The sequence below is a fragment of the Providencia vermicola genome (assembly GCF_020381325.1).
GTDB lineage: Bacteria > Pseudomonadota > Gammaproteobacteria > Enterobacterales > Enterobacteriaceae > Providencia > Providencia vermicola.
Window position 1 is genome coordinate 14,905 of record NZ_JAGSPI010000014.1, and the last position, 23,310, is coordinate 38,214.

At 43.2% G+C, this 23,310-nt stretch carries 18 protein-coding genes and 4 tRNA genes; 2 read left to right on the forward strand and 20 right to left on the reverse strand.

Translation table 11 applies throughout. From position 1 onward, the window contains the following. Positions 1 to 73 precede the first annotated feature (73 nt). The 19 genes from KDJ85_RS18365 to trxA all read right to left on the reverse strand — a co-directional run bounded on the left by KDJ85_RS18365 (position 74) and on the right by trxA (position 18,140). Positions 74 to 150 (reverse strand) — tRNA-Pro (locus KDJ85_RS18365). A 30-nt stretch (positions 151 to 180) separates the two neighbouring features. Further along, positions 181 to 266: transfer RNA gene (locus tag KDJ85_RS18370), tRNA-Leu, on the reverse strand. Between the two features lie 16 nt (positions 267 to 282). Next, positions 283 to 358: transfer RNA gene (locus KDJ85_RS18375), tRNA-His, on the reverse strand. Between the two features lie 79 nt (positions 359 to 437). Then, a tRNA-Arg gene (locus KDJ85_RS18380) sits at positions 438 to 514 on the reverse strand. A gap of 167 nt (positions 515 to 681) precedes the next feature. Beyond that, complete coding sequence (gene thrP / locus KDJ85_RS18385) at positions 682 to 2,058, reverse strand: bifunctional threonine/serine APC transporter ThrP (protein ID WP_225820875.1); 1,377 nt, start codon at positions 2,056 to 2,058, stop codon at positions 682 to 684. A gap of 312 nt (positions 2,059 to 2,370) precedes the next feature. Next, entirely contained in the window at positions 2,371 to 3,123 is a 753-nt protein-coding gene (gene wecG / locus KDJ85_RS18390) for a lipopolysaccharide N-acetylmannosaminouronosyltransferase (RefSeq protein WP_225820876.1), read from the reverse strand. A gap of 9 nt (positions 3,124 to 3,132) precedes the next feature. After that, complete coding sequence (gene wzyE / locus KDJ85_RS18395) at positions 3,133 to 4,488, reverse strand: ECA oligosaccharide polymerase (protein ID WP_225820877.1); 1,356 nt, start codon at positions 4,486 to 4,488, stop codon at positions 3,133 to 3,135. Further along, entirely contained in the window at positions 4,485 to 5,567 is a 1,083-nt protein-coding gene (locus tag KDJ85_RS18400) for a TDP-N-acetylfucosamine:lipid II N-acetylfucosaminyltransferase (protein ID WP_225820878.1), read from the reverse strand. The genes wzyE and KDJ85_RS18400 overlap by 4 nt, the downstream gene beginning before the upstream one ends. Further along, complete coding sequence (gene wzxE / locus KDJ85_RS18405) at positions 5,564 to 6,814, reverse strand: lipid III flippase WzxE (RefSeq protein ID WP_225820879.1); 1,251 nt, start codon at positions 6,812 to 6,814, stop codon at positions 5,564 to 5,566. The genes KDJ85_RS18400 and wzxE overlap by 4 nt, the downstream gene beginning before the upstream one ends. Continuing rightward, on the reverse strand, positions 6,814 to 7,944 hold the full coding sequence (gene rffA, locus KDJ85_RS18410) for a dTDP-4-amino-4,6-dideoxygalactose transaminase (RefSeq protein ID WP_225820880.1): 1,131 nt from the start codon (positions 7,942 to 7,944) through the stop codon (positions 6,814 to 6,816). Before rffA ends, wzxE begins: the two co-directional genes overlap by 1 nt. Further along, complete coding sequence (gene rffC / locus KDJ85_RS18415; RefSeq protein WP_225820881.1) at positions 7,931 to 8,671, reverse strand: dTDP-4-amino-4,6-dideoxy-D-galactose acyltransferase; 741 nt, start codon at positions 8,669 to 8,671, stop codon at positions 7,931 to 7,933. The genes rffA and rffC overlap by 14 nt, the downstream gene beginning before the upstream one ends. Then, on the reverse strand, positions 8,649 to 9,530 hold the full coding sequence (rfbA, locus tag KDJ85_RS18420) for a glucose-1-phosphate thymidylyltransferase RfbA (protein ID WP_225820882.1): 882 nt from the start codon (positions 9,528 to 9,530) through the stop codon (positions 8,649 to 8,651). The genes rffC and rfbA overlap by 23 nt, the downstream gene beginning before the upstream one ends. Positions 9,531 to 9,538: 8 nt before the next feature. Further along, positions 9,539 to 10,606 (reverse strand): dTDP-glucose 4,6-dehydratase, encoded by a 1,068-nt coding sequence (rffG, locus tag KDJ85_RS18425; protein WP_225820883.1) that lies wholly within the window; start codon positions 10,604 to 10,606, stop codon positions 9,539 to 9,541. Next, positions 10,603 to 11,865 carry a UDP-N-acetyl-D-mannosamine dehydrogenase gene (gene wecC / locus KDJ85_RS18430; protein ID WP_225820884.1) on the reverse strand — a complete coding sequence of 421 codons (1,263 nt, stop codon included), beginning with the start codon at positions 11,863 to 11,865 and terminating at the stop codon, positions 10,603 to 10,605. Before wecC ends, rffG begins: the two co-directional genes overlap by 4 nt. Then, entirely contained in the window at positions 11,862 to 12,992 is a 1,131-nt protein-coding gene (gene wecB, locus KDJ85_RS18435) for a non-hydrolyzing UDP-N-acetylglucosamine 2-epimerase (RefSeq protein WP_225820885.1), read from the reverse strand. Before wecB ends, wecC begins: the two co-directional genes overlap by 4 nt. A 98-nt stretch (positions 12,993 to 13,090) precedes the next feature. After that, positions 13,091 to 14,149 (reverse strand): ECA polysaccharide chain length modulation protein, encoded by a 1,059-nt coding sequence (wzzE, locus tag KDJ85_RS18440; RefSeq protein ID WP_047755910.1) that lies wholly within the window; start codon positions 14,147 to 14,149, stop codon positions 13,091 to 13,093. A 29-nt stretch (positions 14,150 to 14,178) separates the two neighbouring features. Beyond that, on the reverse strand, positions 14,179 to 15,264 hold the full coding sequence (gene wecA / locus KDJ85_RS18445; RefSeq protein WP_225820886.1) for a UDP-N-acetylglucosamine--undecaprenyl-phosphate N-acetylglucosaminephosphotransferase: 1,086 nt from the start codon (positions 15,262 to 15,264) through the stop codon (positions 14,179 to 14,181). A gap of 595 nt (positions 15,265 to 15,859) precedes the next feature. Beyond that, the gene (rho, locus tag KDJ85_RS18450; RefSeq protein WP_219244974.1) at positions 15,860 to 17,119 is read right to left on the reverse strand and encodes a transcription termination factor Rho; all 1,260 of its coding nucleotides are present in this window, start codon (positions 17,117 to 17,119) and stop codon (positions 15,860 to 15,862) included. Between the two features lie 694 nt (positions 17,120 to 17,813). Further along, positions 17,814 to 18,140 (reverse strand): thioredoxin TrxA, encoded by a 327-nt coding sequence (trxA, locus tag KDJ85_RS18455; protein ID WP_206083068.1) that lies wholly within the window; start codon positions 18,138 to 18,140, stop codon positions 17,814 to 17,816. A 118-nt stretch (positions 18,141 to 18,258) separates the two neighbouring features. On the opposite strand from trxA, the gene rhlB reads away from it, so the two are divergent. Together rhlB and gppA are read left to right on the forward strand one after the other, a co-directional pair. After that, positions 18,259 to 19,545, forward strand: a complete 1,287-nt coding sequence (gene rhlB / locus KDJ85_RS18460; protein WP_225820887.1) for an ATP-dependent RNA helicase RhlB — start codon at positions 18,259 to 18,261, stop codon at positions 19,543 to 19,545. A gap of 11 nt (positions 19,546 to 19,556) precedes the next feature. Further along, the gene (gppA, locus tag KDJ85_RS18465; RefSeq protein ID WP_225820888.1) at positions 19,557 to 21,062 is read left to right on the forward strand and encodes a guanosine-5'-triphosphate,3'-diphosphate diphosphatase; all 1,506 of its coding nucleotides are present in this window, start codon (positions 19,557 to 19,559) and stop codon (positions 21,060 to 21,062) included. Positions 21,063 to 21,108: 46 nt separating this feature from the next. Here gppA and rep read toward each other — a convergent pair whose 3' ends face one another. After that, the gene (rep, locus tag KDJ85_RS18470; RefSeq protein WP_225820889.1) at positions 21,109 to 23,136 is read right to left on the reverse strand and encodes a DNA helicase Rep; all 2,028 of its coding nucleotides are present in this window, start codon (positions 23,134 to 23,136) and stop codon (positions 21,109 to 21,111) included. Positions 23,137 to 23,310: the final 174 nt, after the last annotated feature.

The window sequence follows — 23,310 nt, forward strand, 5'->3', positions numbered from 1 at the left end:
CAATAATGAGTATGAAAAAATCAACATCGCGTTAAAAAGCAAAAACCCCGCTATTAAGCGGGGTTCTTTAAATTGGTCGGCGAGAGAGGATTCGAACCTCCGACCCACTGGTCCCAAACCAGTTGCGCTACCAAGCTGCGCTACTCGCCGAAATGTACTGCTTCACATCAATTTTTTTCGTGGTGCGAAAGGGGGGACTTGAACCCCCACGTCCATAGGACACTAACACCTGAAGCTAGCGCGTCTACCAATTCCGCCACCCTCGCAATGTCACAAAAAAAATGGGGTGGCTAATGGGACTCGAACCCACGACAACTGGAATCACAATCCAGGGCTCTACCAACTGAGCTATAGCCACCATAACTTCACTTTTTTCAAAGCGTTGCTATCATACTACATACAACGTCATTTTGCCAACCGTAGCGACGTGCTAAAACTGGTGCGCCCGACAGGATTCGAACCTGAGACCTCTGCCTCCGGAGGGCAGCGCTCTATCCAGCTGAGCTACGGGCGCTTAACGCCGTTGCGGGAGAGGATAGTACGGATTTATCTACCCGCTGTCTAGTCCTTTTTGAAATAAAAATATCGATTGCTTGCCTTTTATCCATTTCGCCGAGAAAGAGAGCATTTTTGCCCTCTTTTTTGCTCGACACGCATAAAATCACCGAGAAAATATCTTGCCTAAGCTTTTTTACTGCGACCGTTTAACGCCTGAATTAAAAAATAAAGCAGGGAAACTGCCCCTAAAAAGAGTGCACCGACAATTAATGACATCCGCGTATCTGGGTTTATCGCCATGCCCACCAATACACAGGCCAAAAAGAGTAACGTCGCATAGTTAACCCATGGAAATAAAATTGATTTAAACGGGTGTCCCACTAATTTTTCTTTATTTTGCTGGCGAAAACGAATTTGACTGGTAAGCAAGACCAACCATGGAACCATCCCAGGCAGAACGCTTGCACTGTACACGTACACAAACACTTTTTCTGGATTTGGGATAATATAATTTAAGCTAGAGCCCGCAACGAGGCACAATATTGTAAAACCAACACAACGTGCAGGAACACCGTTTTTCGTAAGTTTCAGTAGCCCGCTGGGAAGCTGCTTATTTTGCGCTAGTGCGTACAACATACGGCCACCACTGTACATCCCACTATTACACCCAGACAGCGCCGCGGTGAGTACCACAAAGTTGATCACCGCTGCCGCAGAGACAATCCCCACTTTCGCAAACGTTAAGACAAATGGACTTCCTTGCTGCCCGACTTCAGTCCACGGAAATAAGGTAACAACAATAAAAATCGCGCCAACATAAAAAATCAGAATGCGCCATAAAATGTTATTGATCGCTTTTTTCAGCGTGACTTGCGGGTTTTTCGCTTCGCCTGCGGTGATCCCTACTAATTCAACACCTTGATAAGAAGCCACAACGATACACAACGCAAATAAAAATCCTTTCCAGCCCCCAGCAAAGAAGCCGCCATGTTCCGTCAGGTTAGCCAGCCCTATCGGCTCGAAATTATTCCCAAGGCCAAAAAAGATTAACCCTAAACCAATCAGGATCATCACCACGATGGTGGTGACTTTGATCATCGCAAACCAAAACTCTAACTCGCCATACAAACGAACGGCGGCAAGGTTAGCTAGTGCAACCAAAACCACAGCAACAATGGCAAATACCCACTGAGGCACATCTGGGAACCAATATTCGGCGTAAACACCGATGGCGGTAATTTCTGAGATCCCGACAGCCACCCACATAAACCAGTAACCCCATGCAGTGAGGCACCCCCAAAATGGGCTCAAATACTTATAACCAAAAGAAGCAAACGACCCAGTGACCGGCTCCAGAAACAGCATCTCCCCCATGGAACGCATGATGAAGAAAACAAAAATACCTGCAATGATGTATGCAAGCAGTACAGAAGGCCCTGCCCATTTTAGCGTACTGGCAGAGCCCATAAATAGCCCAACGCCAATTGTTCCACCTAGCGCAATAAGCTCAATATGCCGAGCTTCTAACCCGCGCTGAAGTCCCTGTTGTGGATTCCCCATAAATACCCCTGTCATCAATTATTATCGTTAAACCACAGCGTGAATTGGAACGAAATTAGTCATAATTACTGTAATTTATTAAAAACAGCCGACTCGTCGACTGAAAAGCATGTCATAGACCCAAATTAGAGAGAAAAACCATGATCTACATTTATTTTTGATGAATTATAGAAATATTTGAGGAAAGAGACCAGCGAATACGCCACTGAGTGATTTTGCAATCAGCAAGGAAAGATAAACAACATAATAAAAAAACAAAAATAAAGCGGGAAAAACCCCGCTTTATCAATACGTTATTCCTGAGTAATAAACTTACAGCTTACCACCGTAATAGTAGCCTAAAAACTTCAGTAATTTAAACTGGCGAGTAATACGTGAAGGTTGTGATAATAGGCGATATAGCCATTCTAAGCCTAAATTTTGCCACATTTTCGGAGCACGCTTCACATGACCTGTAAAAACATCGTAAGTCCCACCAACACCCATATACAGTGCGTCTGGATGAATAACACGACAATCACGCATAAAGAGTTCTTGCTTTGGTGACCCCATCGCGACTGTGACAATTTTAGCGCCACTCGCATGAATGCGTTCAAACAAAGCACTGCGGTCTTCGGCAGTAAAATAACCATTTTGCGAACCAACAATGTTCACATTCCACTGAGCACGTAGTTTACTTTCGGTTTGTTCGAGGATTTCTGGCTTACCACCGACTAAAAATACGGGCGTACCTTCGCGCCCAGCTCTTTCCATCAGTCCTTCCCACAAATCTGCACCTGCAACACGGGAAACCTGAGCTTCTGGGTATTTACGGCGAATGGCACGCACAATGCTGATCCCGTCTGCGTACAGATATTCGGCTTGGCCTAATAAGGTATTTAACGCGGTGTCTTTCTCCGCAATCATCACTTTTTCCGCATTAATCGCGACCAAAGTACCCGCTTTGGTTTCACCATTCGCAAACAAATAATCCAAAAAGTGGGCCATATCTTTGAAGCCCCAAATATTATGTCCACGAATCGAATACTGAGGAACAGATGAAGATTGAGTTGATGACGGTTCCATGATGCTTCCTTAACGACTTTCACGTTGTTGGCTTCTTAAGAAAGAAGCTGTTTTTGTGCGGATAAGCCCCGCACTTTCAAATAACCAATACAAGAGTTTTGCTAGAATCAGGCATAACCCAAAAATTAAGCAGAAAAAAACCACCCGTGAGACAAAAGAATCGACGCCTTCACGCGCTAATACGATAATGTTAAAAATCGCACCGAAGCAAAATGCCTGCATAATTGCGGCTTTATAGCGGTTTGGCTCTTGCAAACTCATGCCATAAATCCAGTCAAACCACTTAATGATCAACCCCACCGCGATTGCTCCGAGCGGAATAAAAATCACCCCACCCATCACCACTAATGAACCAATCAAAGTCGGTGAAATGGCTAACCCTGAATGGTTATTCAGCACTTCCCAAGTGAAGTAGTTCGCCGAGTTTAATACGGTATCTGGCCGCTCTGGCCATACCCACGATGGGATAAACACATAAAAATCACGAATAATCGGTGCAAGCCCTTGGAAATCCATCTCATCATAATGGCTGAGTAATAAAGCGAGGTTTTCCCATGGCGAGAACGTATCTCGAGTCAGGTACAAGAAGGTGTAATACGCTTCAGAGCCGCTCACATCCAAGCCATAGCGTTTTAATGCCAGCCAGAACATCCCAACAATACTGGCGACACCTGCCGCACCCAGCATCCACAGAGTGATCCACCCCCTGACAATACCGATAAATAAAAATAGTGCGAAAGCGATAATGATATTCGCCCTTGTCCCACCCACAATAACATAGGTTAAAAAACCAAAGGCTACAGTGCTAACAAGGAAGAAAATCCAGCGTTTTTGTGTTGGCCGCAGGAAATATACAATCAACATTGCAGGAATAAAGAAGTAGAAAAACCGCTTCAATGCGACCCCTGAAACTTGGCTGGAGAAAATTTGGCTGTAGGATTTTAACTTAAATAGTAAAAAACCATTCTGCATAAAGAAGATGCCGACTGTTACTACCGCAATAGCGATTAATAACATGCACGTGAGATTGGTTTCGACTTTGTTCATACTAAACAGCGCACGCCGTGAAGTCCCCACTTTGCGCGATAGCCGCGTTTTATAAGCCACGTAATAAATGGCATAAAAACTGGTCGCCGCAAGCTGCGCATACAAAAGATAATCGGCTGTCACAACCGCCACATCAAACTGAAACACTAAAGCGCAGGTTAGCGGAAAACCAAAATAAAATGTCAATAAATACAACATTGAAAAGAAAATGTTGAAGTTAAAGCGAACACGTAAAAACTCTTTATAGAGCAAAGTGCCAATAAAGATGATTGATATCAGGTAGACCAACGCTAAGCCACCTAATTCCATTAGCGTCATGCTCGCCCCTCCGCGATACTGAGAATGGTTTTCCACCCCTCAGTAAAGTTTGGCGCAAAAAATTCGATATTAGCTTTATCCAACAAAGCCATTTGACGCTGCGCTTCATCCACCAGCGAGGTCGTCAATTCATCACCATAAAAAAATACAGGCACGTTTTGTGCCGTTAAATCCTGCCAAAACGTATTTTGGCGGCTGATCACAAATGGGATGCCAAATTGAATTAATAAACAAACCGTTCCAACACCTTGCTGGCGATTAAAAATGAAATAGCCGAGATCGCAGGTCTTCAACACGTTAAGATAATCACTGAATTCCATACGCTCTTTGAGGATTTCTACCTGACCTGCTGAAAATTGGCTATTTGCCGCGTCTTCTACTTGTTGAATATAAACGTGGTTGTTCGCAGGATACCCCATTGGGATAATCACGCGAGCCTTATCACCAAACTGCTGTTTAATCGCTCCTAAAGCCTCTACATGACGATTAGAACGGTCGCCTGAGTTACCGAGTAGGATCGTCAATTGCTCGCCTTCACGTGGCTTACGCTCGTTTATCGTTAAAGCAGGATCCATGCGTGTTGGGAAATACAGCACCGAAGCTGGTACTTTAGGGTTTGACTGGTGGAAATAACATAAATCGCCACGCGTCGCACAAACATGCCCAACTTTTTTTTGTGCTAAACGGCGTAAAACGTAAAAAAGCTTAAATTTCAGCGAATTGGATTCTTCGTACAGGTCTGCACCCCAGATATGCCACCAAAATTGGTGAGGTTTGATTTGGCCAAATAGCAGAGCCAACCAAATCGGTGCATTAAATTGCCCATGGAAGAAGAAACGGGTGCGGCGATCTGCTTTCGCCCGCGTGATCACACTATTTGCAATGGCTTTTTTACTCTCAAAAACATCAATTTCGAGCTGCGGATAAGCGTCAGCAATCCTCGCATCATCGCTTACGACCATAAAATGCAGTTTTTGTGACGGCGCCATTTCCTGGCTAATTACGTTATTAAAAAACGTCAAAACCGTCTGATTATGGTGTGGGAGGTTCGATCCCAGTACATGTATTAAGGTTGTCATGCTCGCCTACGGTAAATCAAAAATACGCAACAACATAAAATAAAGTATACGATATAAGTGGCCATATAGGCCTGTGTCGCACCAACTGCGCCATGCTCAGGAATAAGCCAGTGAGCAAAACCCATCAGCAACACAAATTGACTCACTTCTGTCAGAACATAAAAACGCAATGCGGCTTTGGCTATTACCAAATAACCAAACACATATGCGCCAACTTTCAGGACATCCCCCACCAGCTGCCAAGCAAAAAGGTCTCGCATTCCTGTAAACTTCTCAGAAAATAGCAGCCAAATGGCAAAATCACGCAGGAGCCATACCATAAAACTGGCAACCGCCACAGCGGGTAAGACAAATTTTAATGCTTTGATAATTTCAGATGAAATTTCGCTTTTATGCTGTAAACGGGAAAGTGTTGGCAGCAAATACACTGAAAATGATGCGGTAATAAACTGCAAGTAAGCATCTGAAATGGTGCTAACCCCCGCCCATAACCCAACATCATCCCAACTATAACGCTCCGCCAATAGATTTCGCATCATGATATAAGCAACAGGTAACGTCACTGACGTCAATAACGCCATAATAGTGAATTTACCTAAATGCGTTGCAATAGCTTTGTCCCACGCGGGTTTAAGCATTGACAGTGCAAATTGTTTACGGCGGATAATCATCAAGCCTGCGGGCAGGACAACTAAGGCTGGAACAAGGGCTAAGCCAGCAAGCGCACCTTCATATCCCCCCAAGGTATAGCACAAATAATAGGCAACAACACCCACTAAGCTCCCTAAAATGATAGCTTGAGCGTTACCCGATGCGTCTCGATAACCTTTTAGGATGGCTAAAAAGTAGTTTGCGTAGGCTATCCCCATCTGAATAAATGCCACGGCATAAATCACAGAGGCATAATCAGGGCTATCAAATAATACCTGACTAATAGCACCACTGAATAATAAAAAAACAATGGCTAATAACGTTGAAAAGCCGAGGATTAGCGTTGATGATGTCCCTAAAACAGCACGAAGCTTGGCGGGGTCTTGATGGTGCTCTGCCACATACTTTGTGACACCATTGAAAATCCCCGCACCAGACAATACACCCAGAACGGTGATCAATTGGCGGAAGTTCCCCGCCAACCCAACACCGCTCGGGCCAAATGCAATCGCCAGTAATTTAACGATAAGCAGGCCTGCCCCAATTTTAATCAGGGTAGACCCAGCAGTCCAAACAGAAGCTCTAGCTAACGACATTAGGCAAAGAACGCCTTAATCTGTTCGATAACGGTTTGTTGTTCTGCATCCGTCATGTTGTAGAACATCGGCAAACGCACCAGTCGGTCACTTTCTTTCGTGGTGTATTTGTCTTCACCATGGAAACGACCAAACTCGAGCCCCGCAGGACTTGTGTGTAGTGCAACGTAGTGGAACACGGTTAAAATGCCGTGGGATTTCATAAACTCATTAAATTCAGTACGTTCTTCCACATCCTTCAGTTTGATGTAGAACATATGGGCGTTGTGCTCTAAACCTTCAGGCACAGTCGCTAATACTAAACGGCCTGCATCCGCCAGCGGTTGTAACGCTTCGTAGTAACGTTTCCATAGCAATAAACGGCGTTCGTTGATTTTGTCTGCTTCTTCCAATTGAGCCCACAGGTAAGCCGCTTGTAAATCAGACAACAGGTAGCTTGAACCGATATCACGCCACGTGTATTTATCCACTTGCCCACGGAAGAATTGGCTACGGTTTGTCCCTTTTTCACGGATCACTTCAGCACGGCTGATTAAGTCTTTATCGTTGATTAACGTCGCGCCACCTTCCCCACCGGAAGAGTAGTTTTTGGTTTCATGAAAACTGTAACAACCAATGTGGCCAATTGTCCCTAAAGCCTTGCCTTTATAGGTTGACATCACACCTTGTGCCGCATCTTCAATGACGAATAGGTCATGTTTTTTGGCAATATCCATGATGGTGTCCATTTCACAGGCAACCCCTGCGTAGTGAACAGGTACAATCGCACGCGTACGCTCAGTAATCGCCGCTTCGATTTTCGTTTCGTCAATGTTCATGGTATCTGGGCGGATATCAACGAATACAATTTTCGCGCCGCGCAGAACAAATGCGTTTGAGGTTGATACAAAGGTAAAGCTTGGCATGATCACTTCATCGCCAGGCTTAATATCAATCAGGATTGCCGCCATTTCTAATGACGCGGTACAAGATGGTGTTAACTGCACTTTTGGGCAATTAAAACGTTTTTCCATCCACTCTTCACAACGCTTTGTGAAACCACCATCACCACACAGTTTGCCACTTTCCATGGCTTGTCTCATATACTCTAATTCAGTGCCTACAACGGGTGGTTTATTAAATGGAATCATGTTGTCCCCTGTATAACCAATAGGCGGTACTGGCAATCGCCGCACCGCTACGTGAATAAAGATTTAATGCCGCAACATTGCTGATTTGGGTGGCAACATTTAACTGTCTTTTTTGGTGTTGCACACACCAGTCGAATGCCGCAGACATTAACTTGCGACCTATTCCTCGCCCTTGCGCCTCAGGCACTTTCGCTAAAAGCCCGATGCGTGCAGTATCATCATCAATATGGCGCAAACTCACAAAACCTAAAATGCGGTCAGAGGCGTCTTTGACTAATAAGCAAGTATGGTCAAACGTACCAAGCACGGCTTTTTCTATCCACAACGCGTAAAACCGCCCGCTGTCCCCTTCACGATACCAAGGCGCGCGAAAACGGCTATTACTAAAGACAGAGGCAGCTGCTTGTTGCAGTAAAGGGACGTCATCCACTTGCGCCGCAACGATGCTATCTGCCACCGTTAACCCCGCCTTTAGATAAGCATTTTCTGTGCCAATAGTGAGGGCAAAATCAATTTCACCTTCGACAAATGCAAACCCCATACTGGTTAAGTCATCAATCAATAACGTTTCAGATGCTGCCACCTTGGCTTGGATGATATCGTACGCATCCATTTGATAAGCAAGGACAGTTTCGAGGTTCTCCCCCGAGAAATTTAATTTTGCGGTTGAGCGATGAAAGAAGTCGCTCTCCCACTGCAAACCATCAATACTGGCGTGGACGGACACGGAGTAAATCCTCTAAATATTGCCCATAACCCGTTTTCTTCAGTTGCTGCGCGGAAGCTGCGACTTGTTCGTCGGTTAGCCAACCATTACGCCATGCGATTTCTTCTAAGCAGGCAACTTTAAAACCTTGTCGTTTTTCAACGGTTTGTACAAATGTACCTGCCTCAATCAAGCTGTCGTGGGTGCCCGTATCCAACCAAGCAAAACCACGGCCAAGCAGTTCAACATTTAACTGCCCGCGCTCTAAATACATTTGATTGATAGATGTAATTTCCAATTCACCGCGTTCAGATGGTTTGACTTGCTTAGCAAATTCAACCACTTGAGAATCGTAGAAATATAACCCTGTTACCGCCCAGTTTGATTTCGGTTTTGTCGGTTTTTCTTCGATAGATAACGCTTTAAAATTATCATCAAATTCCACCACGCCAAAACGCTCTGGGTCCATGACTTGGTAGCCGAATACCGTTGCCCCATGCGGGCGCTCTGCGACTGATTTCAGTTTTGGGCTAAACGAATGGCCAAAGAAAATGTTATCCCCTAAGACTAAACAACAGCTATCACCATTGATAAATTCTTCACCAATAATAAAGGCTTGTGCTAATCCATCTGGTGATGGCTGCTCTGCATAACTCAGTTCAATACCAAACTCATGTCCATCCCCCAATAGGCGCTTGAACATCGGTAAATCATCAGGAGTCGAAATAATTAAAATGTCGCGAATACCCGCTAACATCAAGACTGAAAGCGGGTAATAAATCATTGGCTTATCATAGATAGGCAATAATTGTTTAGAAATACCACGGGTAATTGGGTGCAAACGCGTTCCCGATCCCCCTGCTAAAATAATACCTTTCATGGTTTCACCTAATTGCCAAGGCCTAAGCGTTCACCTGCGTAGGAGCCATCTTGTACACGACGCCACCACGTTTCGTTATTCAAATACCACAACACTGTTTTGCGAATACCAGACTCGAAAGTTTCTTCAGGTTTCCAGCCCAATTCACGCTCAATTTTTGCTGCATCAATAGCATAGCGCATGTCGTGACCAGGTCTGTCTTTCACATAGGTAATTAAATCACGATAATGTGCTACACCTTGTGGTTTTTGCGGATGCAACTCTTCAAGCAGCTCACAAATGGTTTCAACAACTTCAATATTACGGCGTTCGTTATGCCCACCGATATTGTAAGTTGTGCCTGGCTGCGCCGTTGTTGCCACTAAATGTAACGCGCGTGCATGATCTTCCACAAACAGCCAATCACGAATTTGCTCACCTTTGCCATATACTGGCAGTGGTTTGCCCGCTAAGGCGTTTAAAATAATTAAGGGGATCAATTTCTCTGGGAAATGATACGGCCCATAATTATTTGAGCAGTTGGTGATCATCGTTGGCAAACCATAAGTTCTTTGCCATGCACGCACCAAATGGTCGCTGGATGCTTTAGAGGCAGAATATGGACTGCTTGGTGCATAAGGTGTTGTTTCTGTAAAGAAACCTTCAGGGCCATCCAAATCGCCGTATACTTCGTCTGTCGAGATGTGGTGGAAACGGAATGCCGCTTTTTTCCCTTCATCTAACGCAGACCAATAATGACGCGCGGCTTCTAACAGTGTGTAAGTCCCCACAATGTTGGTTTCAATAAAAGCGGCAGGGCCGTCAATAGAGCGATCCACGTGGCTTTCCGCCGCCAGATGCATAACGGCATCGGGTTGATATTGAGCAAAAACGCGGTCAAGTGCTTGTCGGTCGCAGATATTCACTTGCTCAAACGCATAGCGTTCACTGCTCGCGACAGGCGCAAGGGATTCAAGGTTGCCTGCATAAGTCAGGCAGTCAATAACAATCGCACTGTCGTTCGTATTCTCAATAATATGACGCACCACTGCGGAGCCAATAAACCCCGCACCTCCAGTGATTAGAATGCGTTTCAACGCCAGACTCCTTTTGTATCCACAACCCATTTTTGTGGGATTGCTGAACCTTGAATGCCTTTAAAAACATTGTGGTCAACTAACATTAGGATCACATCCGCTTCATTCACTGCTTTTTCAATTGAAACTAATTCAGAAATGCCTTTCAGCGATGTTGGTAATTCTTCAATATGTGGCTCAACCGCATAAGTTTTACCTGGGTTCCAGTTCGCCACCATTTTAGTGATATGCATTGCTGGGCTTTCACGTAAATCATCAATATTCGGTTTAAACGAAAGACCAAAACAGGCAATCGTCACTTCGCTAGCTTTTTTGCCTGTTTCCACTAGGCAATCCGCAACAGCCGCTTTCACTTGATCAACGACCCAAATTGGCTTGCCATCATTCACTAAACGTGCAGTGTGGATTAAACGTGATTGTTTCGGGTTTTGAGCAACAATGAACCATGGGTCAACAGCAATACAGTGGCCACCAACACCAGGGCCTGGTTGTAAAATATTCACGCGCGGGTGGCGATTTGCTAGGCTGATCAGCTCCCACACATTGATATCTTGCTCTGCACAAATTAATGATAATTCGTTCGCAAAGGCGATATTAACATCACGGAAGCTGTTTTCCGTTAATTTGCACATTTCTGCGGTTCTTGAATTGGTGATCACGCATTCCCCTTCAAGGAAAATGTTGTATAACTCACTCGCTCGCAGTGAAGATTTCGGTGTCATACCGCCCACAACACGGTCATTTTTAATTAATTCGACCATCACTTGCCCTGGCAATACACGCTCTGGGCAGTAAGCAACATCAATATCCGCTTCTTCACCCGCTTGATGTGGGAACGTTAAATCTGGGCGTGCTTCCGCCATCCACTGTGCCATTTGCTCCGTTGTACCTACTGGAGAGGTAGACTCAAGGATCACTAAATCGCCTTTTTTCAGCACAGGCGCAATCGACTCTGCCGCAGAACGGACATAAGCTAAATCGGGTTCGTGGTCACCTTTAAATGGCGTCGGTACAGCAATTAAATAAGCATCGGCAGGCTGTGGCTTTGTAAAAGCTTTTAAATGACCTTCTTCAACGGCTTTTTTCACCACGATATCGAGTTCAGGTTCCACGATGTGGATTTTCCCTTGATTAATGGTATCCACCGCATGTTGGTTAACATCCACACCGACAACCTGTTTTTTACGTGATGCGAAGGCTGCTGCTGTTGGTAAACCAATATAACCAAGGCCAATAACAGAAATAGTTTCAAAACTCATAATTTCACCTGATTACTTTTTAATGCTGTAAGAATACGCTGACAAGCATGACCATCCCCATACGGGTTATGTGCGCGGCTCATTTCATGATATTCCGCATCATCTGTCAGTAACCGATTAACTTCGTTAACAATTTTTTGTGTATCTGTTCCCACAAGGCGAACTGTCCCTGCGTCAACGGCTTCAGGTCGCTCAGTGGTATCTCTCATGACTAAAACGGGTTTGCCGAGAGAAGGCGCCTCTTCTTGAATTCCCCCTGAATCAGTCAAAATCAAGTAGGCATGATTCATTAAGTAGACAAATGGAAGATACTCTTGGGGGCTAATTAAAATAATATTATCAATATCATGCAAAATACGTTTTACAGGCTCACTCACATTTGGATTCAGATGTACAGGATAAACAACTTGTACATCTGGGTGAGCCTGAGCGATGTCAGCCAATGCGTGGCAAATACGCTCAAAACCGCCACCAAAACTTTCTCGACGGTGGCCTGTCACTAAAATCATTTTCTTATTAGGGTCAATAAATGGGTAGTTTGCACCCAATTTTTCCATCATGTGCTGGTCGCTCATGACTTTATCTCGCACCCATAACAGCGCATCAATCACGCTATTGCCAGTCACAAAAATGTGGCTATCAGGGATCGATTCTTTTAATAAATTTTGGCGTGAGTTTTCTGTTGGGGCGAAGTGATACATTGCTAAGTGCCCCGCAATTTTGCGGTTAGCTTCTTCAGGCCATGGAGAATAAAGATTCCCCGTACGTAGCCCTGCCTCAACATGCCCAACAGGAATACGATGGTAAAACGCAGCAAGGCTCGTAGCCATGGTAGTTGCAGTGTCGCCATGAACAAGAACAACATCAGGCTGGAAATCGGCAAATACACCTTTCAGCCCTTCAAGAATACGACAGGTAATATCCGTTAAGTCTTGCCCTGGTTTCATAATGTTGAGATCGTAATCGGGTGTAATCTCAAATAATTTCAGTACTTGATCAAGCATTTCTCGATGTTGTGCAGTGACACAAACTTTTGCTTCAAAATCAGCATCGTTCGCCAGTGCATGAACTAACGGCGCCATCTTGATGGCTTCTGGTCGAGTGCCGAATACAGTCAATACTTTCACGATGACTCTCTTATATTTATCTTTTGCAGTGTGCTGCTTATTTAATCTTAATGACTTTATCAAGCCACTGATAAATGTGTCAGTGGCTTATCCCAAAATCAAGATGGACGGCGGCGAGAAAGTACCACTCCGGCACCCACTAATAACCCTATAGCGCCCCATAGAACCATCATAAAGGCTCGACGTGGGCTATCACGTTTGACAGGATCTTCAGGCGTACGCAAATAACGGTAAGCTTGAAAATTATCTTGGAGAGTAGGCCCAACGCTTAATGTTGATAACATTGCGATGTTCTGGTCATAATCTGAGTCATGATCTGGGCCCGTTGCTTTTAATGTTTCAATTTGTGCCTGTAATAATGGGGCACCTAACATAAACATTTTAGAATCAGGGATTTCATCGACTGGTGTTGCACTTTGATTACGCACAATACCTTGTTTTTCAGCAACTTTTAGTGCTTGTTCCAACGCGTTTAATCGTCTTTCATAAGCGGCGGTTGCCACCATGTCTTCACGCTTAACCAACGCTTTCATTGATTGCATTTTAGTTGCCCAAGTGCCTTTAATTTCATCATTCAGATTCGCGGTTGCACGTTGATTCGCAAATTGCGTGTATTGGCGTAACAACTGGTTTGCGTCTGTTGATGTTTCAGCCACTAATTTAATGCTATCCGTTAGATTTTTCACTTCATCAGCGGGTGTAAACTCAATATCATTAATGAGTTCATCCAATAAGGCAGCATCCGCTTTTGGATCATTTTCTAACCGTTGCTTGTAATAATCTGTGCTCAACCAAAATTGGCGGCGGGTATCGTAAGAACCGAGTTGCTTAGTAAACTCTTGATAAGCTTCTTTTGCAATTGTCGGCAATTGCCCTTCTTGCCCAGTACTATTAATACGGGAATCGAGGTTGCGCAGAAACTGTTGCTGAGAATAATAACTTCCCAAATTATTTACGGTTGGTAAGTCCGTAATCGCTGTCGCACTCCATTTGGGCTGCATAAAATAGGATGCTCCCAATGCAATTGCCGCAAAAATCACGGCAAATGCAACGATCCAAACTTTGCCTTGCCACAAGGAGCGACATAAACCACGGATATCCAACTCTGGCTCTATTGGTGTTTGATGCTGACTCGGTTGTGTTTCTGAGTTATTCACTGCACAGAACCTCTATTTTCGTTTTTTCGTTACCGTACTGCACCCCTGCGCGCTTTACGTCGAACTCGTTTAATAAAACGGGCGACTTTCCAAGCTCGTTTGATGCAATAACCATACATCATAAATACAAGCAAAAATAATGCCAACATTACCCATTCTGGTACAAATGATAAGCGTTCGCCGATAATACCAATGCAAGCTAAAAATGCGGCTGACAACGTAATCAGAACAAAAGCCCCTTTCGGTGTAAAACCTGAGCGCATAATCAAATGATGAATGTGCTGGCGGTCTGGAGAAAACGGACTCATCCCTTTACGGATTCGACGATACATAATTGCAACCATATCCATCAGAGGGATAGCGATAATCCACAGTGCCGTAACTGGGTTAATTGGGTGAACCTCTTCCTGTGTTGAAGCCACCAAAATCCAAATAATCGTAAACCCAATTAAAGTGCTTCCCGCATCCCCCATAAAGACTTTAAACCGACGGCCTAATACACCTAAATTTAAAAGGATATAAGGAAGAATAGCTGCAATAAAAGCAAAACACCAAAATGCTAATGCATAGTTACCATTTTGATACAATAAGAAACCTAGTGCTCCAAAGGAAACTGAAGAAAGCCCACCAAGTAACCCATCAATGCCATCCACCATATTAAAGGCATTTATCGCCGCCCATACTGCAAATAAAGTGACAATATAACCAAACGGACCCAGTACTAATTCCCACGGGCCAAAAGCATGACCCAATGATTCCAGTTTAAGCCCCGCAGCCGTCATCATAACGACCGCAACAATCGCCTGAACCCCTGCTCTTAACTTCACGCTAATATCAAATCGGTCATCTAATGCACCGATAAAAACCAATAACCCCGCACTTGCAATGTATAACCACTTATGAGGGATATATTCCTCTGTGATATAAAATGCAAAACAGATCCCAAAGAAAACGGATATTCCCCCAACAAGAGGAATAAGTCCTACGTGTTTCTTTCTGAAGTTAGGTTTATCAACTAACCCGATTTTTATCGCAACGATACGGGCGAAGAAAATAAAAACTAACGAAAACAAGAAGACGTAGAAGAGGTTGGTTACAAAGTGTATGGTGTCCACTGTTTGACTCTCTTAATATTTTTTATTTAACTATCAATACTAAACTTTTATTGGCGAATGCCGATAAAAATGCAATCGCTACTGCATTATCATCTTAGTAATAAAATCTACTATAAGACGAATCTATATTCATAAAGAGATAACTGTAACATTATTAAAAAACACACTTTATTCGTGTTGCTCATTCAATAATGGAATCTGACACATTTTATACTTAATAGCTGCAAGATGCATGCCATAAAAGCAATACACTGAAATGGAGTTAATCAATTGGTTACTTCTACAGCGCCTCATATTTTTAATATAAATCAAAAAATTAATTTCAATTGAAATCATAAACCAGATAAATAAAGTTAAATTATTCCAATAATACTTATTGTAAATAATCAATTACTCACATATTAAATAGAAACTAGTCCACCAAACTCACATTGGTAGTAAATGTGAAATAAAATATCTACCAGCTTTCAGAATCAACATTGTTGTAAGAACACTAATATTTATATCGGTGTTCATTCCAATCTGTCATACGGATACCTAGAAACAAAAAAGGTGCCATGTAGGCACCTTTCGTTGAAGCTAAAAATCAAAACAACTAAGCTCTCTTCATAAAATCAAAGAACTCTTCGTTAGTTTTTGCCATTGCGAGCTTACTAATGAGGAATTCCATCGCATCAATCTCACCCATTGGATGAATAATTTTACGTAGGATCCACATTTTTTGCAGTTCGTCTTGTGAAGTAAGTAATTCTTCTTTACGCGTACCAGAACGGTTGTAATCAATCGCTGGGAATACACGTTTTTCCGCAATTTTACGAGAAAGATGCAGTTCCATATTACCTGTACCTTTAAACTCCTCGTAAATAACTTCATCCATTTTCGAACCTGTATCAACCAGTGCAGTTGCAATGATTGTCAGGCTTCCGCCTTCTTCGACATTACGGGCAGCGCCGAAGAAACGTTTAGGGCGATGTAAGGCGTTTGCGTCCACACCACCTGTTAAAACTTTACCAGATGAAGGAACCACGGTGTTATACGCACGAGCAAGACGTGTAATGGAGTCGAGTAAGATAATGACGTCTTTTTTATGTTCAACCAGACGTTTTGCTTTCTCGATAACCATTTCAGCCACTTGAACGTGACGCGCAGCTGGCTCATCAAAAGTAGAAGCGATAACTTCACCTTTAACTAAGCGCTGCATTTCTGTTACTTCTTCAGGGCGCTCATCGATCAACAGAACCATTAGAACGCAATCTGGATAATTGTGAGCAATGTTAGCGGCAATATTTTGCAGCAACATCGTTTTACCTGCTTTTGGCGGAGCAACAATCAGCCCACGTTGACCACGGCCAATTGGTGCAGCTAAGTCCAAAACTCGCGCCGTTAAATCTTCTGTTGAACCGTTACCACGCTCCATGCGCAGACGATTGTTTGCATGTAATGGGGTTAAGTTTTCGAAAAGGATTTTACTACGTGCGTTTTCAGGTTTGTCGAAGTTAACTTCATTGACTTTCAGGAGGGCAAAATAACGTTCACCTTCTTTAGGTGGTCGAATTTTTCCTGAAATGGTGTCACCTGTGCGTAGGTTAAAACGGCGGATTTGACTAGGAGAAACATAGATATCATCAGGACCTGCGAGGTAAGAACTGTCTGCGGAACGGAGGAAACCAAATCCATCCTGCAATATTTCCAGTACGCCATCGCCGAAAATATCTTCACCACTTTTCGCATGCTGCTTCAAAATGGAAAAAATAATATCCTGCTTTCTCATACGGGCTAAGTTCTCTAGCCCCATATTTTCGCCTAACGTAATCAATTCTGATACTGGCGTATTCTTTAATTCGGTAAGATTCATAATGGTGGGTTCTTTAACTCGGGGTAATTCTCGAACTATGAACGTTAATTGACGGCAACTTATTTATTAAGTGCCAGTTTAACTTAACTGCCCTGTTGGTAGCCATAAAGCCAACAACAATGCATAAAAATTTGTGCTAGCTACTGCTAAATCTGTTTTAACATATGACCATAGCTCATCTGAACGATGTTTGGCATATTATTAGAAACACATACAACATTAGCAATAGTTTTTTGTACATTTAGGACAACATCTATCCCAAGATCGCAAATTTAGGTTCAGTTTCGCATTTAAAAACACATTCCCTGCACACTAAATTTTTCCCGATACGTTTTTACATCCGAAGATCTAACTACGTCTTATGTCATACTACTGCTTATGCGCTATCTTTAAGGTATATGAAAAATTCATGTGAAACAACAATATTGAATCTAGCGGGTGCTTAACTCAATGTCTATGTTCTCAGTTTTCATATTTAAAATCATTGTGCCATTAGTTTTGATCATCAAAAATCATTAAAATACTGAACTAACTAGCTTGATATATAAGATAAGAGCAATGGAATACAGAGTAATTCATACGGGTGCTACACGAGGAATAGTGATAACTTATCATGCTTAGATGAGGACGTCTAGCGACTCTCTTGATAAAATAGATACGCCGCTAAACGTTTTAGATCACATATAACGATAACTTACAGATTTTCGTCTAGAAATTCTTTCAGTTGCGTTTTAGATAATGCACCAACTTTTGTCGCTGCTACACTACCATTTTTGAATAATAATAATGTCGGGATACCACGAATTCCGTATTTTGGAGCGGTAGCCGGATTATCATCAATATTCAGTTTTGCGATAGTCAATTTGCCTGTATATTCTTCAGCAACTTCATCAAGAATAGGCGCGATCATTTTACAAGGACCACACCATGCTGCCCAGAAATCGACGAGAACAGGTGAATTTGATTTCAGAACTGCAGTTTCAAAGCTTGCATCAGTTATATGTATAATTTTGTCGCTCATGTTGTACTCCAAAGAATCATCTTTTTGCAGACTTAGTGTAACATTATTGGCAGCAGTATGCTTTATTTCAAAAGATACACTTTCGTAAACCAACCGTTAACTGATATTCTAACATACTATGAGTAAAGCACACTTGACAGAAAAGAAGTTTTCCGACTTCGCATTGCACCCTAAAGTCATTGAAGCTCTGAACAAGAAAGGCTTCAATTATTGCACGCCTATACAGGCGTCAACATTGCCTTTCACTGTCGAAGGCAAAGACGTTGCGGGACAAGCGCAAACAGGTACAGGTAAAACGTTAGCATTCTTAACGTCAACGTTTCATTATCTATTAACTCACCCTGCCATTGAAGGGAAAAAAGCGAATCAGCCACGTGCACTCATGATGGCACCGACTCGTGAACTCGCTGTTCAGATTTACTCTGATGCCAAAGAGTTGGCAGAATATACGGGTCTGAAAATGGGGCTCGCTTATGGGGGAGATGGCTACGATGAACAGCTAAAAGTGTTACAAAACGGTGTCGATATCCTCATAGGAACGACTGGCCGTCTTATTGACTATGCGAAACAAGGCCATGTAGATTTAGCAGCCATTCAAGTCGTTGTGCTTGATGAAGCTGACCGCATGTACGACCTTGGTTTTATTAAAGATATTCGTTGGTTATTCCGTCGTATGCCAGAGGCCGCTGACAGACTAAACCTGTTATTTTCTGCCACACTGTCTTATCGTGTGAGAGAACTCGCCTTTGAGCAAATGAATAACCCTGAATACGTTGAAGTTGAGCCTTTACAAAAAACGGGCCATCGCATTAAAGAAGAGCTTTTTTATCCTTCAAATGAAGAAAAAATGCGTTTACTTCAGACTCTTCTCGAAGAAGAGTGGCCTGAGCGTTGCATCATTTTCGCCAATACTAAGCACCGTTGTGATGATATTTGGGCACATTTAGCAGCCGATGGCCACCGTGTTGGCTTATTGACTGGCGATGTGGCGCAGAAAAAACGTTTACGTATTTTAGAACAATTCACACAGGGTAGTTTAGATATTTTAGTGGCGACGGACGTCGCGGCACGTGGATTACACATTCCATCAGTGACCCACGTCTTTAACTACGATTTACCTGACGACTGTGAAGATTACGTTCACCGTATAGGCCGCACTGGCCGTGCAGGGGAAAGTGGTAATTCAATTAGCCTAGCTTGTGAAGAATATGCACTTAACTTGCCTGCAATCGAAGAATACATTCAACATTCGATTCCAGTGAGTAAATATAACAGCGATGCATTATTGAGTGACTTACCCGCACCTAAACGTCGTCATCGCCCACGCCCTGGAGGCCAGCGCCGCAATTCAAATGCACCGCGCCGCCACAATGGTCCGCGTAATAACCATAAACGTCCAGGCTGAGTAAAAACGCTATGCTGAAATCTTCTTCTCTTTATGCTGCTATCGATTTAGGTTCTAACAGTTTTCACATGCTTGTCGTACGTGAAACCGCTGGCAGCATACAGGTTATTTCTAGGGTTAAACGAAAAGTCCGTCTTGCTGCTGGGTTAGATAAAAACAATCACCTTTCTGAACAAGCGATGGAACGTGGTTGGCAATGTCTACGACTTTTTTCGGAACATCTGCAAGATATTCCGACAACACAAATTCGTGTGGTCGCGACTGCAACACTACGCTTAGCGAAAAATGCCGATATTTTCATCGAAAAAGCCAGCAATATCCTAGGAAATCCCGTTAAAGTCATTCAAGGGGAAGAAGAAGCCCGCTTAATTTATCAAGGCGTTGCACATACGACAGGCGGCCCCGACCAACGCTTGGTGGTGGATATTGGAGGGGGAAGCACTGAACTTGTAACAGGAACTGGCGCAAAAGCACAGCAGCTCTATAGCCTTGAGATGGGCTGTGTGACATGGCTTGAGCGCTATTTCAGTGATAGAAGCTTAACAGAAGACAATTTTTCAGCCGCACAAGCAGCAGCAAGAAAGGTTATCGAACCCGTTGCCGATACCTTAAAAGCTCACGGCTGGAAAATCTGTGTTGGCGCATCAGGTACTGTGCAAGCAATCCAAGAAATTATGATTGCACAAGGCATGGATGAACTTATTACATTGCCTAAATTGCAGCAGCTAAAACGTAAAGCCATTCAATGCCAAAAACTTGAAGAGCTTGAAATTGAAGGTTTAACCTTCGAGCGTGCTTTAGTATTTCCAAGCGGCTTATCCATTTTAATTGCCATTTTTGAAGCGCTAGATATTGATAATATGACGCTTGCAGGCGGTGCTCTACGGGAAGGACTCGTTTATGGCATGTTAGAATTGCCGATTGAGCAAGATATTCGTGCTCGCACTGTACGCAATATCCAGCGTCGTTTCCAAGTGGATATCGAACAAGCTAGCCGCGTTCGTCAGTTAGCCGAATATTTTTATCTGCAAGTGGCGAAAGATTGGCAACTCGATACCCGCTGTCGTGATTTATTATCAAGCGCATGTGCGTTGCATGAAATTGGCCTAAGTGTTGATTTTCGCAAAGGCTCTGAACATGCCAGCTATTTGATCACTCACTTGGATTTACCTGGCTATACCCCTGCACAAAAACGGCTATTGGCGGCTTTATTAAAAAATCAGCAAGGCCCCGTCGATTTAGCGCCGCTTAGCCAACAAAATGCACTACCGATGCAACAAGCCTACTTTTTGTGCCGTTTACTTCGGTTAGCCATTATTTTTGCAAGCCGTCGACGCGATGACACATTGCCTGCTTTAAGATTGAATGCAAATGCAGATAGACTCACGATTGTGTTGCCATATCGCTGGTTATCTGAACATCCGCTGCGAGCAGAAAACCTGCAACAGGAAGTGCAATGGCAAGGTTATGTAAATTGGATGCTAGAATTGGAAGAACGTAACAGTTCAAATTGTTAATTATTTCCACACTAGAGTCACTCTAGTGTGGAACCTCAATAAATGGTTATGACTCGCTTTTCTTATTTAGCCCTAAACGCGCTTTGATATCAGCTAATGCAGATTGTCCCTTTTGCATACGCTCTTCGGCACTCACTACTTTTCGCTGTTGCTCCCATTCAAGATCATCTTGCGGTAATTCAAGTAGGAAACGACTAAGCTCAGGTCGAATTAATTCACCATATTGACGGCGCTCACGGCAATGAGTGAAAAACAACTCTCTTTGTGCTCTAGTGATCCCCACATACGCTAAGCGACGCTCTTCATCAATATTGTTTTCGTCAATACTGCTTTGATGCGGTAATAACCCTTCTTCCATACCGACTAAAAAAACATAAGGAAATTCAAGGCCTTTAGATGCATGCAATGTCATTAACTGAACTTGATCTGATTCTTCATCATCTTCGCCACGCTCCATCATATCCCGTAATGTAAAACGCGTGACCACTTGGCCAAGCGTCATCGGGTCGTTCAGTTCATCCCCCTCAACCATTTCACTCATCCATGTAAATAATTGGTTGACGTTTTTCATACGCATTTCAGCAGCTTTAGTGCTAGTTGATGTTTCATACAACCAACTTTCGTAATCCATTTCACGCAGTAAATCACGCACCGCAATCAGCGGCTCCCGCTCTGACGTTCGAACAATACTGTCCATCCACTGGGTAAACCGTTGTAATGCCTCTAATCCTTTTCCTTTTAGGGTTTGCTCTAACCCTAAATCAAAACTGGCTTGGTATAAGCTTTTTCCCCGTTGATTCGCCCATTCCCCTAGCTTTTGAATCGTTTTTGGGCCAATTTCCCGACGTGGGGTATTCACAATACGCAAAAAAGCACTGTCATCTTCAGGGTTAGTCAGAACTCGTAAATAAGCCAGTAAGTCTTTAATCTCAGGACGTGAGAAAAATGAAGTACCGCCAGAGATACGATATGGAATACGGTTTTGCATCAACATTTTTTCAAAAATACGCGACTGGTGATTACCTCGATATAAAATCGCATAATCTTTGTATTCTGTTTTGTTGATAAAGTGATGGGCAATAAGCTCACCAATCACCCGCTCCGCTTCATGATCTTCATTGTTTGCCGTTAAAACTTTTAGCGGCGCACCGTAGCCCAACTCTGAGAAAAGTTTCTTTTCAAATACATGAGGGTTATTTGCAATTAAGATATTCGCCGCTTTTAATATTCGGCCTGAAGAGCGGTAATTTTGCTCAAGCTTAATCACGTTCAACTTAGGAAAATCTTGGCTCAGTAGCACCAAGTTTTGCGGCCTTGCGCCACGCCATGAATAAATAGATTGGTCATCATCCCCAACCACCGTAAAACGAGCGCGTTGTCCCACCAGCAACTTAACAAGTTGGTATTGACTGGTATTGGTATCTTGATATTCATCCACCAGCAAATAACGAATTTTTTGCTGCCATCGCTCTCGCACTTCTTCATTTTGATATAACAGAAGCGTTGGCTTACTGATTAAATCATCAAAATCCAATACGTTGCAGCTTTTTAGGTGTAATTCATAACGGCGGTAACACTCCGCAAAATGATGTTCTTTTTCCGTTCGTGCTTGCCCAACAACTTGTTGTGGTGAGATCAGATCGTTTTTCCAGTTTGAGATCGAAGAGATCAACTGCTGTAGCAGATCTTTGTCTTCTTCAAGTAAATCAAACGTTAGTTCTTTAAGTAATGCCATTTGGTCTTGGTCATCAAACAGCGAAAAATTGGCTTTAATACCCAATGCTTTATATTCACGCTTAATAATTTCCAAACCTAATGTATGGAAGGTTGAAATGATAAGCCCACGTGCCTCTTTTTTACCTAATGTTTGTGCCACGCGCTCTTTCATTTCCCGCGCGGCTTTGTTGGTAAAAGTGACAGCCGCAATTTGCCGTGGTTGATAACCACACTGGCGGATCAAGTGTGCAATTTTGTTGGTAATAACACGTGTTTTACCTGATCCAGCCCCTGCCAATACAAGGCAAGGGCCATCGACAAATTCAACTGCCTGTTGCTGGCTTGGGTTTAATCGCATGGCTTCTCTACATCACTTAGTTATTCAAAATGGAACTCGCTACCGATTGTAGCAGAAACCCAGCCAACTCTTGAGCAACGATCCTTTCTATTTATAAAAAACAAAAAACCACATCATTCATCAGAGCGATGTGGTTATATCAATAATGCATTTTTCTAAACTATCCGCGTTAGA

Excerpts from the sequence above, each read along its gene's own strand:
- trxA (WP_206083068.1), bottom strand. The coding sequence starts at position 18,140 with ATGAGCGACAAAATTATACATATAACTGATGCAAGCTTTGAAACTGCA.
- rho (WP_219244974.1), bottom strand. The coding sequence starts at position 17,119 with ATGAATCTTACCGAATTAAAGAATACGCCAGTATCAGAATTGATTACG.
- wecC (WP_225820884.1), bottom strand. The coding sequence starts at position 11,865 with ATGAGTTTTGAAACTATTTCTGTTATTGGCCTTGGTTATATTGGTTTA.
- thrP (WP_225820875.1), bottom strand. The coding sequence starts at position 2,058 with ATGGGGAATCCACAACAGGGACTTCAGCGCGGGTTAGAAGCTCGGCAT.
- wzxE (WP_225820879.1), bottom strand. The coding sequence starts at position 6,814 with ATGTCGTTAGCTAGAGCTTCTGTTTGGACTGCTGGGTCTACCCTGATT.
- KDJ85_RS18400 (WP_225820878.1), bottom strand. The coding sequence starts at position 5,567 with ATGACAACCTTAATACATGTACTGGGATCGAACCTCCCACACCATAAT.
- rfbA (WP_225820882.1), bottom strand. The coding sequence starts at position 9,530 with ATGAAAGGTATTATTTTAGCAGGGGGATCGGGAACGCGTTTGCACCCA.
- rep (WP_225820889.1), bottom strand. The coding sequence starts at position 23,136 with ATGCGATTAAACCCAAGCCAGCAACAGGCAGTTGAATTTGTCGATGGC.
- wecG (WP_225820876.1), bottom strand. The coding sequence starts at position 3,123 with ATGGAACCGTCATCAACTCAATCTTCATCTGTTCCTCAGTATTCGATT.
- gppA (WP_225820888.1), top strand. The coding sequence starts at position 19,557 with ATGCTGAAATCTTCTTCTCTTTATGCTGCTATCGATTTAGGTTCTAAC.
- rffA (WP_225820880.1), bottom strand. The coding sequence starts at position 7,944 with ATGATTCCATTTAATAAACCACCCGTTGTAGGCACTGAATTAGAGTAT.
- wzyE (WP_225820877.1), bottom strand. The coding sequence starts at position 4,488 with ATGACGCTAATGGAATTAGGTGGCTTAGCGTTGGTCTACCTGATATCA.
- rhlB (WP_225820887.1), top strand. The coding sequence starts at position 18,259 with ATGAGTAAAGCACACTTGACAGAAAAGAAGTTTTCCGACTTCGCATTG.